Source organism: Salinispirillum sp. LH 10-3-1, assembly GCF_030643825.1.
Lineage (GTDB): Bacteria > Pseudomonadota > Gammaproteobacteria > Pseudomonadales > Natronospirillaceae > Salinispirillum.
The window spans coordinates 2691973-2708491 of record NZ_CP101717.1; the positions used below are offsets into that span (position 1 = coordinate 2691973).

At 54.6% G+C, this 16519-nt stretch carries 14 protein-coding genes and 1 riboswitch; of the genes, 6 read left to right on the forward strand and 8 right to left on the reverse strand.

From position 1 onward, the window contains the following. Positions 1-85 precede the first annotated feature (85 nt). Positions 86-2533: an acyl-CoA dehydrogenase gene (locus NFC81_RS12280; RefSeq protein ID WP_304994767.1), complete on the reverse strand. Its 2448-nt coding sequence runs from the start codon at positions 2531-2533 to the stop codon at positions 86-88. A gap of 157 nt (positions 2534-2690) precedes the next feature. Beyond that, the gene (locus NFC81_RS12285; RefSeq protein ID WP_304994768.1) at positions 2691-3113 is read right to left on the reverse strand and encodes a CBS domain-containing protein; all 423 of its coding nucleotides are present in this window, start codon (positions 3111-3113) and stop codon (positions 2691-2693) included. 128 nt (positions 3114-3241) lie between these two features. On the opposite strand from NFC81_RS12285, the gene nadN reads away from it, so the two are divergent. Both nadN and NFC81_RS12295 read left to right on the forward strand, forming a co-directional pair. Further along, on the forward strand, positions 3242-5065 hold the full coding sequence (gene nadN, locus NFC81_RS12290; protein ID WP_304994769.1) for an NAD nucleotidase: 1824 nt from the start codon (positions 3242-3244) through the stop codon (positions 5063-5065). A gap of 266 nt (positions 5066-5331) precedes the next feature. Further along, a complete protein-coding gene (locus NFC81_RS12295) occupies positions 5332-7545 on the forward strand; it encodes an EAL domain-containing protein (RefSeq protein ID WP_304994770.1) in 2214 nt (737 codons plus the stop codon). Positions 7546-7592: 47 nt separating this feature from the next. On the opposite strand, the gene fbp is transcribed toward NFC81_RS12295, so the two are convergent. From fbp to NFC81_RS12310, 3 genes are all read right to left on the reverse strand, one after another. Next, the gene (gene fbp, locus NFC81_RS12300; RefSeq protein WP_304994771.1) at positions 7593-8606 is read right to left on the reverse strand and encodes a class 1 fructose-bisphosphatase; all 1014 of its coding nucleotides are present in this window, start codon (positions 8604-8606) and stop codon (positions 7593-7595) included. 201 nt (positions 8607-8807) lie between these two features. Continuing rightward, the gene (locus NFC81_RS12305) at positions 8808-9947 is read right to left on the reverse strand and encodes an alkane 1-monooxygenase (protein ID WP_304994772.1); all 1140 of its coding nucleotides are present in this window, start codon (positions 9945-9947) and stop codon (positions 8808-8810) included. Between the two features lie 36 nt (positions 9948-9983). After that, positions 9984-10295 carry a 2Fe-2S iron-sulfur cluster-binding protein gene (locus NFC81_RS12310; RefSeq protein ID WP_304994773.1) on the reverse strand — a complete coding sequence of 104 codons (312 nt, stop codon included), beginning with the start codon at positions 10293-10295 and terminating at the stop codon, positions 9984-9986. Positions 10296-10411: 116 nt separating this feature from the next. On the opposite strand from NFC81_RS12310, the gene NFC81_RS12315 reads away from it, so the two are divergent. Further along, positions 10412-11431: an AraC family transcriptional regulator gene (locus NFC81_RS12315; protein WP_304994774.1), complete on the forward strand. Its 1020-nt coding sequence runs from the start codon at positions 10412-10414 to the stop codon at positions 11429-11431. Between the two features lie 15 nt (positions 11432-11446). On the opposite strand, the gene NFC81_RS12320 is transcribed toward NFC81_RS12315, so the two are convergent. Genes NFC81_RS12320 through NFC81_RS12330 form a run of 3 tightly spaced genes read right to left on the reverse strand, consistent with a single transcriptional unit; the run spans position 11447 to position 12317 of the window. Continuing rightward, positions 11447-11776: a WYL domain-containing protein gene (locus NFC81_RS12320; protein WP_304994775.1), complete on the reverse strand. Its 330-nt coding sequence runs from the start codon at positions 11774-11776 to the stop codon at positions 11447-11449. Further along, complete coding sequence (locus tag NFC81_RS12325; RefSeq protein ID WP_304994776.1) at positions 11773-12072, reverse strand: CcdB family protein; 300 nt, start codon at positions 12070-12072, stop codon at positions 11773-11775. Before NFC81_RS12325 ends, NFC81_RS12320 begins: the two co-directional genes overlap by 4 nt. Further along, positions 12072-12317 (reverse strand): type II toxin-antitoxin system CcdA family antitoxin, encoded by a 246-nt coding sequence (locus NFC81_RS12330; RefSeq protein WP_304994777.1) that lies wholly within the window; start codon positions 12315-12317, stop codon positions 12072-12074. The genes NFC81_RS12325 and NFC81_RS12330 overlap by 1 nt, the downstream gene beginning before the upstream one ends. A 211-nt stretch (positions 12318-12528) precedes the next feature. Next, positions 12529-12773: riboswitch (TPP riboswitch) on the forward strand. 121 nt (positions 12774-12894) lie between these two features. Here NFC81_RS12330 and thiC point away from each other — a divergent pair. The 3 genes from thiC to thiS are packed head-to-tail and all read left to right on the forward strand — an operon-like array spanning position 12895 to position 16518. After that, positions 12895-14802, forward strand: a complete 1908-nt coding sequence (thiC, locus tag NFC81_RS12335; protein WP_304994778.1) for a phosphomethylpyrimidine synthase ThiC — start codon at positions 12895-12897, stop codon at positions 14800-14802. A gap of 2 nt (positions 14803-14804) precedes the next feature. After that, a complete protein-coding gene (gene thiE, locus NFC81_RS12340) occupies positions 14805-16322 on the forward strand; it encodes a thiamine phosphate synthase (protein ID WP_304994779.1) in 1518 nt (505 codons plus the stop codon). Then, a complete protein-coding gene (gene thiS / locus NFC81_RS12345; RefSeq protein WP_304994780.1) occupies positions 16315-16518 on the forward strand; it encodes a sulfur carrier protein ThiS in 204 nt (67 codons plus the stop codon). The genes thiE and thiS overlap by 8 nt, the downstream gene beginning before the upstream one ends. Position 16519 lies beyond the last annotated feature (1 nt).

Genomic DNA, 16519 nt, shown 5'->3' on the forward strand with positions numbered 1-16519 from the left:
GTTCGCCAAACACTGGAGTCATAGTGGAATAAAAAAGCCGCTTCCAAGAAGCGGCTTTTTAACTTCAGCGACTTACAGCGGCTGATCAGTCGTTGTGTACGACGATCTTGTCCTTGTGGCGTGCTGGCTCGTCAAAAGCGAAGTCATCTACGGTCAACATATCGAGCACTTCTGCTTCGAACGTCTTCATAAATGCCGCTTCATCGGCGCTGATCAAGCCCGCTTCTGCCGCGGCCACAAAGCGCTCTTCGGGATGCAGCGCCGTCATCGGCAGCTCACCTTGCGCATAAGCTTTGCTTGCCGTGCGGTAGATCTTCTCGGCTTTATCGTAGTCACGCAGCAAGGCGTTGTAACGTGCCAACGGGTTTTCCACCGCGCCTTTATCTTGCGTGTTCCACGTATCTTCGATCAGATAGTCACGCAACGGCGTGTTGTTCGACACATCGTTCGCAATCGCCGTCGTCAGATTGTCTGACGGCATCGGCCAACGACGTCCCAAAGGCATTACCAGCGCGCGCAACTTGAAGGCCACCAAGCGGTTCGGCAGGTTGTCCAACACACCACAGACGGCGTTTTCTAAGCGGTGCAGCAAGAACTCGGCGCTGTAGCGCATCAAGGCTTCTTCACCGGGCACTTTTTTGCCTTCGTGCCAGTGTTTCAACACCATCGACAGCAAGTACAGGTTAGACAAAATATCGCCCAATCGGCCAGACAGCAGTTCGCGTTGCTTCAACGTCGCGCCCAAGGTGGTCATAGCGGCGTCGGACAACAGACCCAATACCGCGCTGAACCGGTTAACGGCTTTGGCGTAAGGCGCTGCCGCCGAATCAAATGGATTGCCACCGGTGGGAATACCAATCGCTGCCGTAAAGGCGCGGGTAGCATTACCCATGATCAAACCAACGTGACCGAAGAACGCTTTATCAAACGCTTTGATGTCGTCGTTGTTTTTGGCTTCCAGTTCTGCCAATACCCATGGATGGCAACGAATAGCGCCCTGGCCAAAGATCATCAGGCAGCGCGTCATGATGTTCGCGCCTTCCACCGTAATGGCGACTGGTGTGGCCGAGAAACCCACACCCAGATAGTTGCGCGGCCCAAGAGTAACGGCACGACCACCGTGTACGTCCATCGCATCCATCATGATCTGACGCTGGAATTCAGTCAGCTGACTTTTCAGAATTGCTGACGGCACCGCAGGCTTCTCACCGCTGTCGATCATGTTGGCGGTGTGTGACACTGTGGCGCGCGAGATATATGCCATAGAAGACATACGAGCCAAGGGCTCCTGCACACCTTCCATGTTGGCGACCGAGGTATTGAACTGACGACGCACACGCGTGAAACCGCCTGACCAACCCACGGCATAACGCGCGGAGCCACTGGCGCCCGACGGCAAGGTAATGCAACGGCCTACCGACAGACACTCAACCAGCATACGCCAGCCCTGACCGGCCATATCCACACCACCGATGATCCAATCCAGTGGGATAAACACGTCTTTGCCTTTAATAGGGCCGTTCATGAAAGGGCTGCCGATCGGGTGGTGACGACGTCCGATTTCCATGCCCTTAGTGCCGCGCGGAATCAGCGCACAGGTAATACCGATGTCTTTCTTGTCGCCCACCAACCCATCGGGGTCGAACATGCGGAAGGCCAAGCCAACCACAGTTGCAACGGGCGCCAGAGTAATCCAACGCTTCTCGAAGTTCAGGCGAATACCCAGCACTTCTTTACCTTCGAATTTGCCTTTGCAGACAATACCGGTGTCTGGAATAGAGGTGGCGTCGGAACCTGCACGCGGGCCAGTCAAACCAAAACAAGGGATCTCGCGGCCATCCGCCAAACGTGGCAGATAATGATTCTTCTGCTCTTCCGTACCGTACTTAACCAGCAATTCACCGGGGCCTAAGGAGTTCGGCACCCCAACGGTGGACATCAACGTCTCGTTACCAGCCAGCTTTTGCAGTACGGCTGATTGCGCCTTCGCAGAGAAGTGCAAACCACCGTATTCTTTCGGGATGATCATGCCGAAGAACTTCTCTTTTTTCAGGAAGTCCCACAGCTCTTTCGGCATGTCGGCACGTTCAACGGCGATTTCCCACGCGTTGCACATGCTGACCGCTTTGGAACACTGGTTATCAAGAAACGCTTGCTCTTCCGCCGTAAGGCCGGAATAGCGGTTGTTCAACAACTGATTCCAGTCTGGACGGCCGGAGAACAACTGACCGTCCCAACCTACCGTACCGGCGTCCAATGCGACCTGTTCGGTCGGCGACACCTTAGGAGCAATCTTCTTGAACAGGGCAAAAATCTGTGGCGTTAGCCAGGTACGGCGGAACACCGGCAGACCGGCGACGGCAGTAATACCAGCGCCAACGATAAACAACAGAGCCAGTAGCGGGCTGCGCAGGTAAAAACCGACGACGGCCAAGGCAACCAGTGCCGCGACACTGACGACAGCCCCCAACTCACGGCGCATAACCGTGAACATTACCACCACAGCGATAATGATTACGAGCAGGTGATTCATAGCTACCTCATTGGATTGAACGAAAGAATTTAAACGTACGTTTGAATTTAGCCGCAAGGCTGCCGAGATGCCAGTTTAGATAACAATAATCTTCAGCCTGTGCCATTTGGGAAAGAATAAAGCACAGACGGCAACGTCAATAACGCTGCCGCAAAATTCATCCATGTTTTTGTCGACTTACGCGCTCCAACTCACGAAAGATATCGCGCCAGCTCAGAATACCTACGACCTTTCCCGAATCATTGACCACGGGTAGGCACGACACTCCCTTTTCATTGATCAAGCTCACCGCAGCATGCACAGCCGCTGTTTCATTCACCACCACAGGCTTACGTGACATAACCTGATGGACTTTTTTGTCGAGTGTCGCTAGGTCTTTGGCGGTTTCCGCCGCCGTACCCAAGTTAGGACTGATCGCCTTCAACAGGTCACGATCAGACACCACCCCGACCAAATTGCCCGATTGAATCACCAATAGATGATGAAATTTGGTGTTGTCGAAAATGGTTTTGACTTCCGCCAGCGTATCATCCATACCTATGGAGACCACCTTGCGCGTCATGATGTCCGCTATGGCCATGGAACTGTGTCTCTTTCGTAATAAGTTAACAGCATGTCATTCAAACGACATATTGGGAACACATATTGCTCAAAGAAGTTTAGAGCCTTGCTCTCACACTCTACTACATATTTATAGGGAATAAGAAAATGTACAGAAAACTGCTTATCACCGCCGCCGCTGGCGCAGCGATGACCTTCGGTGCCTGCGCCATGATGGCGCCCTCCGACGGCACAGGCGCACTGGATCTGACCATCATTCACATGAATGACCACCACTCTCGCCTGTTTCCAAACAGCGGAACCGATTTAGTTTTGGCCGGCGAACGCACCCGTGTTGAAATCGGTGGATTCCCCCGCGCCGTTGGCTTAATAAAAGCATTGGAAGCGCAGCCTGGACACAGCATTAAGGTACACGCTGGTGATGCCATTACCGGTGATCTCTATTACACCCTGTTCAAAGGTGAAGCTGACGCAGCAATGATGAACGAAGCATGCTTCGATATCTTCGCGCTCGGTAACCATGAGTTTGATGACGGCGACGCTGGCTTGGTCAACTTTCTGGATTTCCTGAGTGCAGGCGACTGCAACACGGACGTCCTCGCCGCGAACGTGGTGCCTGAGGTCGGCGTATCACCACTCGCCCCACAGACTCAGTGGGATTATTTTCAGCCTTACACCATCAAAACCTTCGGTCGTCAGCAAGTTGGCTTTATTGGTATCGATATCGCCAACAAAACCAAGAACTCATCGAAACCAGATGCTACCACTGTCTTCCTCGACGAAGTCGAAACCGCCCAGCGCTACATCGATGAGCTGACGGCTAAGGGTATCGATAAAATCGTATTGGTCACACACTACCAATACGACAATGACATCGCCATGGCACAACAATTACGTGGCGTAGACGTCATCATCGGTGGCGACTCGCACACTTTGCTGGGTGACGAATTCCGTCAATTCGGCCTTAGCCCAGCGGGCCCTTACCCCACGGTAGTGACCAACGCCGATGGCAACACGGTGTGTATCGCACAGGCATGGGAATACTCCCTGGTGGTGGGTGAGTTGCGCGTTCAGTGGGACGACAACGGCAACGTCGTAAACTGTGGTGGCAGCCCTCACCTGTTGCTGGGCGATACCTTTCAGCGCGCTGACAGCAGTGGCCAACGTGTGCCGTTGACAGGTACAGCGCGTGATGCGGTGCTCACAGAGGTCGCCGCCAGCCCCGTTCTGACGCTGGTAACCCCAGACGCTCAAGCCGCCAATACACTCAGCAGCTACACCGCGCAGGTCGACGTACTGAAACAGGACGTGATTGGCCGCAATACCGACAACCTATGCTTAGTGCGTATTCCCGGCGAAACCCGCAGCAACATCTGCGCGCCCGCTGAAACCGCACAACACGGTTCCGACATTTCAACGCTGGTCGCCTTGGCGTTCAAGCAAATGAGCCTAGAGTCTGACATTGCCATTCAGAACGGCGGTGGCGTCCGCATCGACGTACCGGCTGGCGACATCACCGTTGGCTTGGCTTACCAACTGCTGCCCTTCGCCAACACCCTGGTGAACCTTGAAATGACCGGCGCGGAGATCAAAGCCGTGCTAGAAGATGCTATTGATTTTGCCTTACAGCCAGACGGCTCAACGGGTGCCTACCCCTATGCCTCTGGTTTGCGCTTTAACGTCGACGGCACACGCCCGAAAGGCCAACGGGTCAGTGGCCTGCAAGTCAAACTTAAACAAGATACCTCTTGGTCGCCAATCAACATGAGTCGCACCTACACCGTGGTTACCAATGACTTTATTGCCCGTGGTCAGGATGGCTATGTAACCTTCGGCGAAATCTATGCCGATGGCAGAGTGACCAACACCTATCTCGATTACGCCCAGTCCTTCGTGGACTATGTGAAATCTGTCGGCACAGTTCAACGCTTGCCCTACAGCGAGTACAGCACGCAGTCATTCCGACGCTAAGTCGTTATCTGCACAAATACAGGCCGCACACTGCGGCCTTTTTATTTTACGCAACTCTTATCAACACCAACTATACTGACAGCATACAATGCAGCCACACGATATTAAGGAACCAGTGTGACCAATTTGAGTAGGGCTCGGATCTCTCACCATGCAGGCACTCTGTCCATCCATGTGCGCACACATGAATCTGACAGCATTGAACTGACGTAAAAAGAACACCGGTGTTGGTATTGCAGAGAATATACGCAACAAGAGCAGTCAGCATGACCAAACAGCAACCCAGCTCAAACGATCTATTTCAATTCGCTGCCGAGGTTGTAAAACCACAAGCACTGCGGCGGCCAGCGTGGAAAATCCTTATTGCTGACGACGATGAAGAGGTTCATACAGTCACTCGCTTGGCCTTAAAGAATTTGGAGGTCATGGGGCGACCGATTGAGTTCTTAAGTGCCTACAGTGCTGCTGAAGCCCTGGAGCTACTGCGGCAAGACAACGAAATCGCCGTCGTACTGCTTGATGTGGTCATGGAGAACGAATACGCCGGCTTGGATGCGGTTAAGCACATCCGCAATATCATGCACAATCATGAAGTCAGAATCATTTTGCGGACCGGGCAACCGGGTTACGCTCCCGAAGAAAGCGTCATTCAAGACTATGACATCAACGATTACAAAACCAAAAATGAACTGACGCGAGCCCACCTCGTGACCGCCATCGTGGCTTCACTGCGATCCTTTCAACAAATTCGTACCATCAATCAAAACCGCGTCGGGCTGGAAAAAATCATTCACGCCGGTGCCAACCTGATGGAGCTGCATTCACTCCAAGACTTTTCCGACGGCGTCATCACGCAGATATCATCGTTACTGGGCCTGAATGCCGAAGGTGTACTTTGCGCCTGCCTTGACGATGATGGCAATCAGTCTGATCAAGTGCTCGTTATGGGCGCGGCGGGCCGTTATGCCGAATTCATCCACAGCACGCTCGACCATCTGGCCAACGAACACATCGTGGCCCAGATACAACGCTGCCTGGAAGAAGAGCAACACATATACGGCGAAGCCGACACCACGCTGTACATCGGTCACAACAGCCCCAAGGCAGCGGTGTATATTCAAACCCACCACCCTATTCTGGACAACGACCGTCAGCTGATTGAAGTTTTTCTCAATAACATCTCGGTCAGCTATGAAAATGTCGCCCTGTTCCAGCAGCTACGCCATGCGGCCTATACAGACCCGCTGACCCGCACACCGAACCGCAACGAATTCACTCGTTTGCTGTCGCGATCTGCCCAGCACTCAAATGACGAACCTCGTGTGGTTGTGCTGATCGACATCAATCATTTCTCTGACATTAACGACGGATTAGGGCAAGAAGTTGGTAATGCCTTACTGCAATCGGTCGCCCGCCGTCTCCAGCTTACCTTTGGTGACTTCGCCACCATCGCGCGTATTGATGCCGACGTCTTTGGCCTGATCGGGGATGAGCTGGCATTAACGTCTGGCGCCATTCAAGCAGCATTTGAGCCACCCTTTGAAGCACTCGAGCACCACCTCCCCATATCAGCAACATTAGGCTATGCACGCTTCGCCGACATCGGCGACCATGGGTTGACCATGCTCAAGCGAGCATATATAGCCCTGAATGCCGCAAAAAAAGACTCGACATTACATACAGCCTATTTTTCGCCGAGCATGGAGCAGGCGACGCAAGATCGGCTCGATATCGTTCGCTCACTGCAGTCAGACTTTGATAAAGAGGGTTTGGAGTTGTGGTACCAACCACAAATAGACTTAACCACCCACGCGGTAATTGGCATGGAAGCCTTACTGCGTTGGCCTCAACCAGACGGCAGCTTTATCCCGCCAGACACCTTTATACCCATTGCGGAATATTCTGGATTGATTGTGGACATAGGCCTTTGGGTGCTGCGCCAAGCCTGTCAGCAATTGCAGAGCATGCAAGCGCAGAATTTGCATGGTTTACGTATTGCGGTCAACGTTTCCATGCCGCAGTTTCGCAATGCCGATTTTCCAGCGCAAGTGGCGCGCTGCCTGAAAGAGTTCAACATCAAGCCGCGCCAAATAGAACTCGAAATCACAGAATCCATCATCATGGACGAGCCACAGGTGGTGATTACCGCACTGCATCAGCTCAAAGCCTTGGGCGTTCAGATCGCGTTAGACGACTTCGGCACCGGTTTTTCATCACTCAATTACTTACGCCAACTGCCATTGGACCGAATTAAAGTAGACCGTGCCTTCGTTCACGATATCGACCAGCCTAGCGGAGCCGCTATAGCGGAAACCATTATCGGTTTAGGGAAAAAGCTGGGGCTGCACACCATTGCCGAAGGCATCGAAACCGAACAGCAGGAGCGTGCGCTTAAAGCCTTGGGTTGCGACGAGGCACAGGGTTATCACTACGCCAAGCCTATGCCGACCAAGGCTCTGCTCGACTACCTGCGCCAGTAGGGCGGGTATTTATACCCGCAGCCCCAGACCTAGCCCGTAGATACCATTTAATGATCCGAAAACTCCGCCAGAAAAGCCTCCGCCTGCTCCACCATATTCTTCGACCCCACGTAATAAGGCACACGCTGGTGCAATTCCGTTGGTTCAATATCCAGAATACGGCGACGGCCATCACTCGCCTTACCGCCCGACTGCTCGGCGATCCACGCCAGTGGATTGCACTCATACAACAAGCGCAACTTGCCGTTCGGTGCGTTCGCGTAAGACGGATACATATAGATACCGCCCTTGATCATATTGCGATGAAAGTCCGACACCAGAGAACCGATGTAACGCGAGGTATAAGGGCGGTGTGTGGCAGGGTCCATTTCCTGACAGTATTTTAGATACTTCTTCACACCCTGCGGGAACTTCACGTAGTTCCCCTCATTGATAGAATAGATGGTACCGTCTTCCGGCGTACGCATGTTCTCGTGCGACAGATAAAACACACCGATGGAGGGGTCAAAGGTGAACCCGTGTACGCCATTACCCGTGGTGTACACCAACATGGTAGATGAACCAAAGATTACGTAACCGGCGGCCACCTGCTTATTGCCGGGCTGCAAGAAATCTTCTAACTGAACGGGGCCATCCAGCGGCGATATGCGGCGATAGATCGAGAAAATGGTGCCAACCGACACGTTTACGTCGATATTGGAGGAACCGTCCAATGGGTCTATCAGCAGCACATATTTACTGCCTTTCGAATGCCCTTCGTTGAACGATATAAAGCTGTCTTCTTCTTCCGACGCCATCCCGCAGATTTGCCCACGGGCTTCCATGGCGGCTTTGAACTTTTCGTTGGCGTAGAGGTCCAGCTTTTGCTGTTGCTCGCCCTGCACGTTGTCCTGTCCGGAGTTGCCGGTAATGTCGACCAAACCGGCCTTGTTGATTTCCCGATGCACGATTTTTGAAGCCAAACGAATAGCGCCGAAGATCTGACTCAACTCGCCCGTGGCATGGGGGAAGTCGTGCTGTTTCTTAATAACGTATTCGCCCAGGGTAATGAGCTCTGACATGTTGAAAGTCCTGAAGTTGGGTAGTCTGGTTTTACGTATTTCTAGTTATGATTTTCTAGTTATCTGTTTTTGAACTGCGCCCCAAAGCGAGCAAGCACGCTCAAAGGAATGATACCTGCTCACTCCCCGATTGCCTACGGCAACCTGACCACCCAACCGCCCTCTCAGCTCATAAAAAAGCCACTTAGGGCGCACACTAACCTACCTCGCTCGTTCGTTCGCCTCGCGCGCCAACTGCTTTTCTTCTGCTGAGGCGTAGTGCTCATCCCAATCATTTAACTTGGGCCGCATCAAGCGGTGCCACAGAGGCGGAAACATCGCGATTATGATGGTGCTGAGATAACCACTGATCATTAAAGGCGCGGCCGGCATGGGCTTCAAACTCTGGTACGGCACCTCACCCTGCGCATGATGATGCGAATGCCGGGTTAAGTTGAACAAGCTCCACGAACTGAGGCGTTTATTGGTGTTCCATGAATGGCGCGGCTTCATCGGTGTGTCCGGATGACGCACAATGCCGTAGTGCTCCATGTAATTCACAATCTCTAACAGCGCCTTACCCCACAACCCACAAATAATAAAGAACGCGGCACCTACCACCCCGCCAACGGCAAACGCAGCCAGCACCAACAAAACACTCATGGCGTACCCGCGCAACACCGCATTGTGGATGGAAAAGAGGCCTTTGCGCCGACGCTGCAAACGCTGCTGCTCAATTCGCCACGCACTGATGTTGCCGCGCAGCGTCGAAATGAGAATATGGGCATAAACGTTCCGGCCACGCGGAGCAGTCGCTGGGTCGATGGCCGTCGCGGCATAACGGTGATGACCGTACACGTGCTCAATGGAAAAACTAGTATCAAAACTGAAGGCCAGCAGCCAGCGCCCGATGACCAAAGACACCTTGTCCGCCGTTCGGTGCGTCAACTCGTGCGCGGTAATGGTGCCGACCATCCCAATCATCAACCCGGTCAGAACAACCGCCGACACAGCATGCCCCCAATGACTCGTGCCGCGCCCGGCGTTCACGTCTATCCCAATAACGTTGCTCAACCACGCACCAAAGCCCCATGCGTCACCCGGGCTCACCTGCCACACCGCCACAAACACAATGGCGGCGAGTAGCGGCAGTGCCAACCACAACTGCACCGTCAACAAGGTCGGGAATTGATAGGTGGGCGTGGAGAGATCGTCCCCTGAAAGCCCGTCACCAATGACGTAGAACAGCACAATCGCCAACAAACCCAGCGTGATGTACAGCCCACCCGCCAGCAGCACCACCAGTGCGAATAGACTGACGAGGTGAAACAGAAAGAACTTTAAATAGTGCAAAAACATCATGGTCGTACCCTTCTCTTCAAACGATGCACAAAAACTTCAACGCTTAGAACGGCTGGGCATTGCCACCGCAATCTCGATGTCGGTCAGGGGCAGGCTCTGACAAGCGAGAATGTAGCCACTGTCCAATTCTTCACCCGACAACACATAACTGGTGTCCGTCAGCGCCTTGATCTTTCCTTCAATCAGTTGGCACTTGCAGGTCGCACAGCCACCCACACGGCATCGATGTGGAAAACGAATACCTTCACGCAACGCCGCTTCGAGCACCGTTTCTTTGGTATTCGACATCACAACAACGCCGTTGATGGTCGCCACCACCGCTCGTTTCTTCGCCAGAAATGCAAACATCGTCGCCAGACCCCCATCGTATTAACCGCAATACCAGCATACTAGGCCGGTTACTGTGGTGTGGGCAGGTTACAGATTGACAATATAGGGGTCATTTATTGACAATGAAGGACGCCATGGCCGAAACGAGAACCGTCTTGAACGCAACCGACGTGGTACTGCCCTCCTATTACCTGCGCCATATCATTGACCACCTGCGCACTTATACGGTGGATGTCAGCGCAATACTTGAAACCGCCGGCATTACCGAGCAGATGCTGGACGAACCGCTGGTGCAGTTGCCTTGGCGACGTTTGCGCACCGTATTGTCGGACGGCAGGCGCCTGACACAGGACCCACACTTGGGCTTGTTGATTGGCGAGCGGCTGCTGGTCAACATGCACGGTGTGCTGGGTTACGCCGCCATGAACAGCAGTTCTATTCGCCAGGTCATTGAGCTATTGGAAACCTTTTTTCCCTTGCGCATAAATCTGGTAACTGCGCACCACCACACCCAAGGCGACCAATTTTTCTTAGAGATTCGCGAAAGCATCGACCTGGACGACGTGCGGGATTTGGTGTACGAAATCATCATTCTGGCGCTTAAAAACGTGCTGAACTACATCACCAAGGGCACCGCTCAGATTGCGCTGGTCGCCTTCCCTTTTCCCGCTGGGCCGCAAGCCGCACTGGCACGCGAACTCTTCAAATGCGAAGTCAGCTACGACCAACAATGGGCAGGCATGGTGTTTCCACTCGCCGTGGTGGACGCGCCACTGAGCATGGCTGATCCCGATGCCTTCAAGCATGCAACACTGATTTGTCAGCGCGAATTAGAGAAAATTACGCTGGATGACTCAGTAGCTCAGCGGCTCCGACGCTTAATGCTGGAAAAGCGCAGTGGCTTCCCCTCACTGGAAACAGCAGCACGCCTGATGCACCTCACACCCCGTACCCTGCATCGTCGGCTGACCGAAGAAGGCACATCGTACCGAGCCGTGCTGGAAGACGTACGACATGACTTAGCGGTGGAATATCTGCGCTCAGAACAGATATCTATTGAAGAAATCGCCTTTGCCCTCGGCTACCACGATGTGGCCAATTTCCGCCGAGCGTTCAAGCGCTGGGAAGGCGTACCGCCATCGGCGTTTCTCTGAGGCAAGGGTAAGCACTCACGGCTGTTTATAGCGCTCCGCCAAAGCCGACACCAAATCTTCCATTGCCAAGCGCAGCTCAGGCGGGCCGACCACTTCCAACACTGCGCCAAAACGCGACAGCTCGGCGCAGCCATGCGAGGCATTACCCACCGGAAAACGGGCACAATGCCAACCCGACGCATCCAACGGTACTATCGTTGCATTGAATTCTTGGGCCTCAATCCTGAAGAATCGGCCTATATAGAAATGAAGCCTGCCCTGAGGCAGGCCTTGGGTATCCGAGGCTGGACACCCCTCGTTAGGCAACTGCGGCACGCCACTGAAAATAATGACTTTTTGTATCAAAAGCCCAAAAACAGCATGTCCAACGCTGCGGAAATTTCATCCTGCTGCTCAGCAAGGCTACCAACACGAGAACGCAATTCGCCTACGGGAACAGCAGCCATGTACTGAGTGGCCATTATGAGATCCTGACCCTCAATACTAAATACAGGATTCAGCCGCTGGGCAGGGAACGGCGCAGAGGATTGGGGCAACAGTGGCACGACAACTCGAGTGTTCAAGCCGCTGAGAAGGTCTGATTGAACGTCCAGCAGATAGCCTGCTCCACCCTCATTTTTAAAGATGTCAAAGCGGGCCATCAGAACTGACGGTGCCGTTCGAGAGGCAAACTATTAGCTTCAACATATGCGTTCGAGCTTGCTAAGGCTCTGGCATTCTCTTTCAGCCACTTCTCTTGTTTATGCAGTTTCACAGCCTCCGCGATCCCCGCTTCTGCGGACCGTGAGACATTAATACCCAGAGCTTTTGCCTCTTGGAGAAGTGCACTATCTATCGATAGGTTTGCTGACTTTCGGGGAGATTTCGTAACTTCAGCAGCTTGCATAGTTCAGTCCTCGCAGGGAACAATACGCCTATAATATGCGCATATTATTTGCACATCAAGCCTGCGCGGCGGCAGGTCTTGCCACGCTATAGAATCCCATGATTCAGTGGCCTAACTATTAAGCGGCTATACTGGTTAAATAACCAGTCATTCCGCTTCACTGCTATCACCCCTTGACGCCCACCCACAATTTCTTTAGTTTGCTCTCCACACAATCTTGTCGGAGTGCGCATTCGCGTTACCGGCACTGGCGAGTGTTATCCACTCGCTCAAAATGAAACCCTATGCGGCAGGACGCCGCATTGGAGCCCCATGGACGGGTTCACGCGTGTTTCATGTGAGCGAGTGGATAGCACAACGCCGTGCCCGATACACGAATGAGCTGAGATCGCAATTGCGGGATCCGTGGAACCTGATCGAGTTAAGACTTGCGCAGGAAACAAGAAGAACCATGCCCAACATGGTTTTTGGCCGGTGCTATTTTTTCGTGGTATCAGCCGCTGCCCAGCAGCCTTTCACCCATAACACCCTAAGCGGTCACTCCGTCTTTCCCTGGCTTCAACCAAGAGAGACTGGAATGACAACAGTAGACACCAACCCAACTACCCCTTCTACGCTGGGCGACCGCGTCGCTAAACTGAGTGCGGACGTAACGCAGCCCCTAAGCGGTTCACGCAAACTGTATTTGCCCGGTTCACGGCCGGACATACAGGTCGCCATGCGCGAAATCGTCTTGTCGCCCACGCGCATCGGTCACACCGAGCAATGGGAAGACAACGAGCCCATTCCGGTGTACGACACCTCTGGCCCATATACTGACCCCGAAAAGACCGTAGATGTACGCCAAGGCTTGCCCTCGTTGCGCGGCGCGTGGATTACCGAGCGTGATGACACCGAGCCCCTACCCGAGGTGAGTTCGGCATACACCAAAGTACGCCAGCAAGACATTCGCCTGCAGCATCTGCACTTTGCCGGTCGTAAAACGCCACGCCGTGCGAAAGCGGGTAAAAACGTATCGCAAATGCACTACGCCCGCCAAGGCATCATCACCCCGGAAATGGAATACATCGCTATTCGTGAAAACATGGGGCGGCAGCGTTTGCGTGCCGAGCATTTGCATGCGCAACACCCCGGCCAGAACTTTGGCGCTAACCTTCCCGAAGACATCACCCCTGAATTTGTGCGTGCGGAAGTCGCGGCTGGGCGCGCGGTGATTCCCGCCAACATCAACCACCCGGAAATTGAACCCATGATCATTGGGCGCAATTTCTTGGTGAAGGTGAACGCGAACATCGGCAATTCGGCGGTGACGTCGAGCGTGGAAGAAGAAGTTGAAAAGCTGATTTGGTCTACACGCTGGGGCGCCGACACGGTGATGGACTTGTCCACCGGCCAGAACATTCATGAAACCCGTGAGTGGATACTGCGCAATTCGCCAGTGCCCATCGGCACAGTGCCGATTTATCAGGCACTGGAAAAGGTGAACGGCGTGGCCGAAGACCTCACGTGGGAAGTGTACCGCGACACCCTAATCGAACAGGCCGAGCAAGGCGTGGACTACTTTACTATTCATGCCGGTTTGCGTTTGCACCACATCCCAATGACAGCGCAGCGTGTCACCGGCATCGTCAGCCGTGGCGGGTCGATCATGGCAAAATGGTGCTTGGCGCATCACACCGAAAGCTTCCTGTACACACACTTTGAAGACATCTGCGCCATTATGAAGGCGTACGATGTGACCTTCTCGCTGGGCGACGGTTTACGGCCCGGCAGCATTGCCGACGCCAATGACGCCGCGCAGTTCGCCGAACTGGAAACGCTGGGCGAACTGACGAAGATTGCCTGGAAGCACGATATCCAAACCATCATCGAAGGCCCCGGCCATGTGCCCATGCACTTGATCAAGGCCAACATGGACAAGCAGTTGGAAAGCTGCGATGAAGCGCCCTTCTACACCTTGGGGCCTTTGATCACCGACATTTCACCGGGTTATGACCACTTTTCGTCGGGCATTGGCGCGGCGATGATCGGTTGGTTTGGCTGCGCCATGCTGTGCTACGTCACGCCGAAAGAACATCTGGGCTTGCCCAACAAAGACGACGTAAAACAGGGTTTGATCACCTACAAAATTGCCGCCCACGCAGCGGACTTAGCGAAAGGCCACCCCGGTGCGCAGATCCGCGACAACGCCATGAGCAAGGCGCGGTTTGAGTTCCGCTGGGAAGACCAGTTCAACCTCGCCTTAGACCCGGACACCGCCCGCGCCTACCACGACGAAACGCTGCCGAAAGACGGCCACAAGGTCGCGCATTTTTGCTCCATGTGCGGGCCGAAGTTCTGCTCAATGAAGATCAGCCAAGAAGTGCGTGACATTGCAAACGCCACTAATGCCGCTAACCCTGAAGCCGCGCAAGGCATGGCCGCGAAATCGGCCGAGTTCCGCGAAACCGGTTCGCAGCTCTATCATCCGGCCACGGAGGACTGAGCATGACGGACCAGCGCCCTATCATTTGGAGCATCGCCGGGTCTGACTCCGGCGGTGGCGCGGGGATTCAGGCCGACATCTTGACCATCAACGCGATGGGTGGCCACGCCTGCACGCTCATCACCACACTGACGGCGCAAAACAGCGTGGGCGTGCAGTCCGTAGTCGCGGTGGATGCGCCGATGTTTCAAGCGCAAGCGGATGCTTTGGCGGCTGACCTTCCACCGGCGGCGATCAAGATCGGTTTAATCGCCGAGCCGTGGCAGATTCGACTGCTGCGAGAATGGCTGCGGCGCTGGAAAACGCAGTGGCCGGATGTTCCGGTGGTGTTGGATCCGGTGTTGGTCGCCACCAGCGGCGACGCGCTGAGCAGCGCCGGCACCTTGCAGGATTTATTGCGCTTGCTGCCCGAGGTCGATGTGCTGACGCCTAATTTGCCAGAGCTGGAAGCCCTGACCGCCAGCGTGGTGCATTCCCCGAAGGACGCCGAACGCGCCGCACGCAGCCTGCTGAAAACCGGTTGCCGTGCGGTGTTGGTGAAGGGAGGGCATGGCTACACAGACGATCTGAAGTCGCCGCATTCTATTGACTTGCTGGTCAGCATGGACGCCGTGTGGCGCTTTACCCAACCGCGCATTGCCACCAAACACACGCACGGTACCGGTTGCACCTTGAGCAGCGCCATTGCTACGCATTTGGCCCGAGGTTTATCGGTGCCTGATGCCTGCGCTCTCGCAAGTGCTTTTGTGCAAAAAGGCTTGCAACAAGCCCATGCCACCGGCGCGGGAGCGGGCACGCTCGAACGCCGCCAGAGCACGGCCGACTGGTTGCAGTTGGCGCGCTTACCGGCGTGTGATCTGCCGCTCACAGACCATCCAGCGCCCGAAGCCTTTTTGCCCTGTACCAGCACGCCGCACGGTATTTACCCGGTGGTGCCGGACACCCAATGGCTGCAACGCTTGCTGAAGGCCGGCGCGCAAGTCATTCAGTTGCGCATCAAAGAAAACGACCCGGAACGTTTATTGGCGGAAATACGCACCGCGGTGCAGTTAGGTCAGCAATACGGTGCGCAGGTGTTCATTAACGACCATTGGCAACTGGCGCTGGAACTCGGTGCCTACGGCGTGCATTTGGGTCAGGAAGATTTGGCCGATGCGGATTTAGCCGCGCTGCGCCAAGCCGGTGTGCGACTCGGCGTGTCCACCCACGGTTATGCCGAACTGCTGCGCGCCATTGCGTTGCGCCCCAGCTACGTCGCCTTGGGGCACATATTCCCGACGAAAACCAAACAGATGCCCAGCCAACCGCAAGGGCTGGCGCGCTTGGCGCGTTATCAGGCGTTGGCCGACGAAGCGGGCCTGCCCACCGTCGCCATTGGTGGCATCAAACCGCATCATTTACCTAACATACGCGCCTGCGGCGTGCGCTGTGTTGCAGTGGTCACCGCACTGACGGAGTCGGACAACCCTGAACAGGACCTAGCCGAGATGAATCAGGCCTTGGAGGCTTTCAATGATTAGTATTCAGATCAACCAAACCCCGGTGGAGTTGGTGGCGCGGTGCTCTGTGGAAGAAGCTCTGCGCACCGTAGTCCAAACACAAGACGGCATGGCCCTGGCGGTGAATGGCGTTGTGGTACCTAAATCCCAATGGCACCAAACGCTGGTAGCACACGGCGATGAACTGCATCTTTTTCGTGCTGTGGCAGGAGGTTAAC

Coding starts and splice junctions, on each gene's coding strand:
- NFC81_RS12280 (WP_304994767.1), bottom strand. CDS start 2,533: ATGAATCACCTGCTCGTAATCATTATCGCTGTGGTGGTAATGTTCACG.
- NFC81_RS12285 (WP_304994768.1), bottom strand. CDS start 3,113: ATGGCCATAGCGGACATCATGACGCGCAAGGTGGTCTCCATAGGTATG.
- nadN (WP_304994769.1), top strand. CDS start 3,242: ATGTACAGAAAACTGCTTATCACCGCCGCCGCTGGCGCAGCGATGACC.
- NFC81_RS12295 (WP_304994770.1), top strand. CDS start 5,332: ATGACCAAACAGCAACCCAGCTCAAACGATCTATTTCAATTCGCTGCC.
- fbp (WP_304994771.1), bottom strand. CDS start 8,606: ATGTCAGAGCTCATTACCCTGGGCGAATACGTTATTAAGAAACAGCAC.
- NFC81_RS12305 (WP_304994772.1), bottom strand. CDS start 9,947: ATGATGTTTTTGCACTATTTAAAGTTCTTTCTGTTTCACCTCGTCAGT.
- NFC81_RS12310 (WP_304994773.1), bottom strand. CDS start 10,295: ATGTTTGCATTTCTGGCGAAGAAACGAGCGGTGGTGGCGACCATCAAC.
- NFC81_RS12315 (WP_304994774.1), top strand. CDS start 10,412: ATGGCCGAAACGAGAACCGTCTTGAACGCAACCGACGTGGTACTGCCC.
- NFC81_RS12325 (WP_304994776.1), bottom strand. CDS start 12,072: ATGGCCCGCTTTGACATCTTTAAAAATGAGGGTGGAGCAGGCTATCTG.
- NFC81_RS12330 (WP_304994777.1), bottom strand. CDS start 12,317: ATGCAAGCTGCTGAAGTTACGAAATCTCCCCGAAAGTCAGCAAACCTA.
- thiC (WP_304994778.1), top strand. CDS start 12,895: ATGACAACAGTAGACACCAACCCAACTACCCCTTCTACGCTGGGCGAC.
- thiE (WP_304994779.1), top strand. CDS start 14,805: ATGACGGACCAGCGCCCTATCATTTGGAGCATCGCCGGGTCTGACTCC.
- thiS (WP_304994780.1), top strand. CDS start 16,315: ATGATTAGTATTCAGATCAACCAAACCCCGGTGGAGTTGGTGGCGCGG.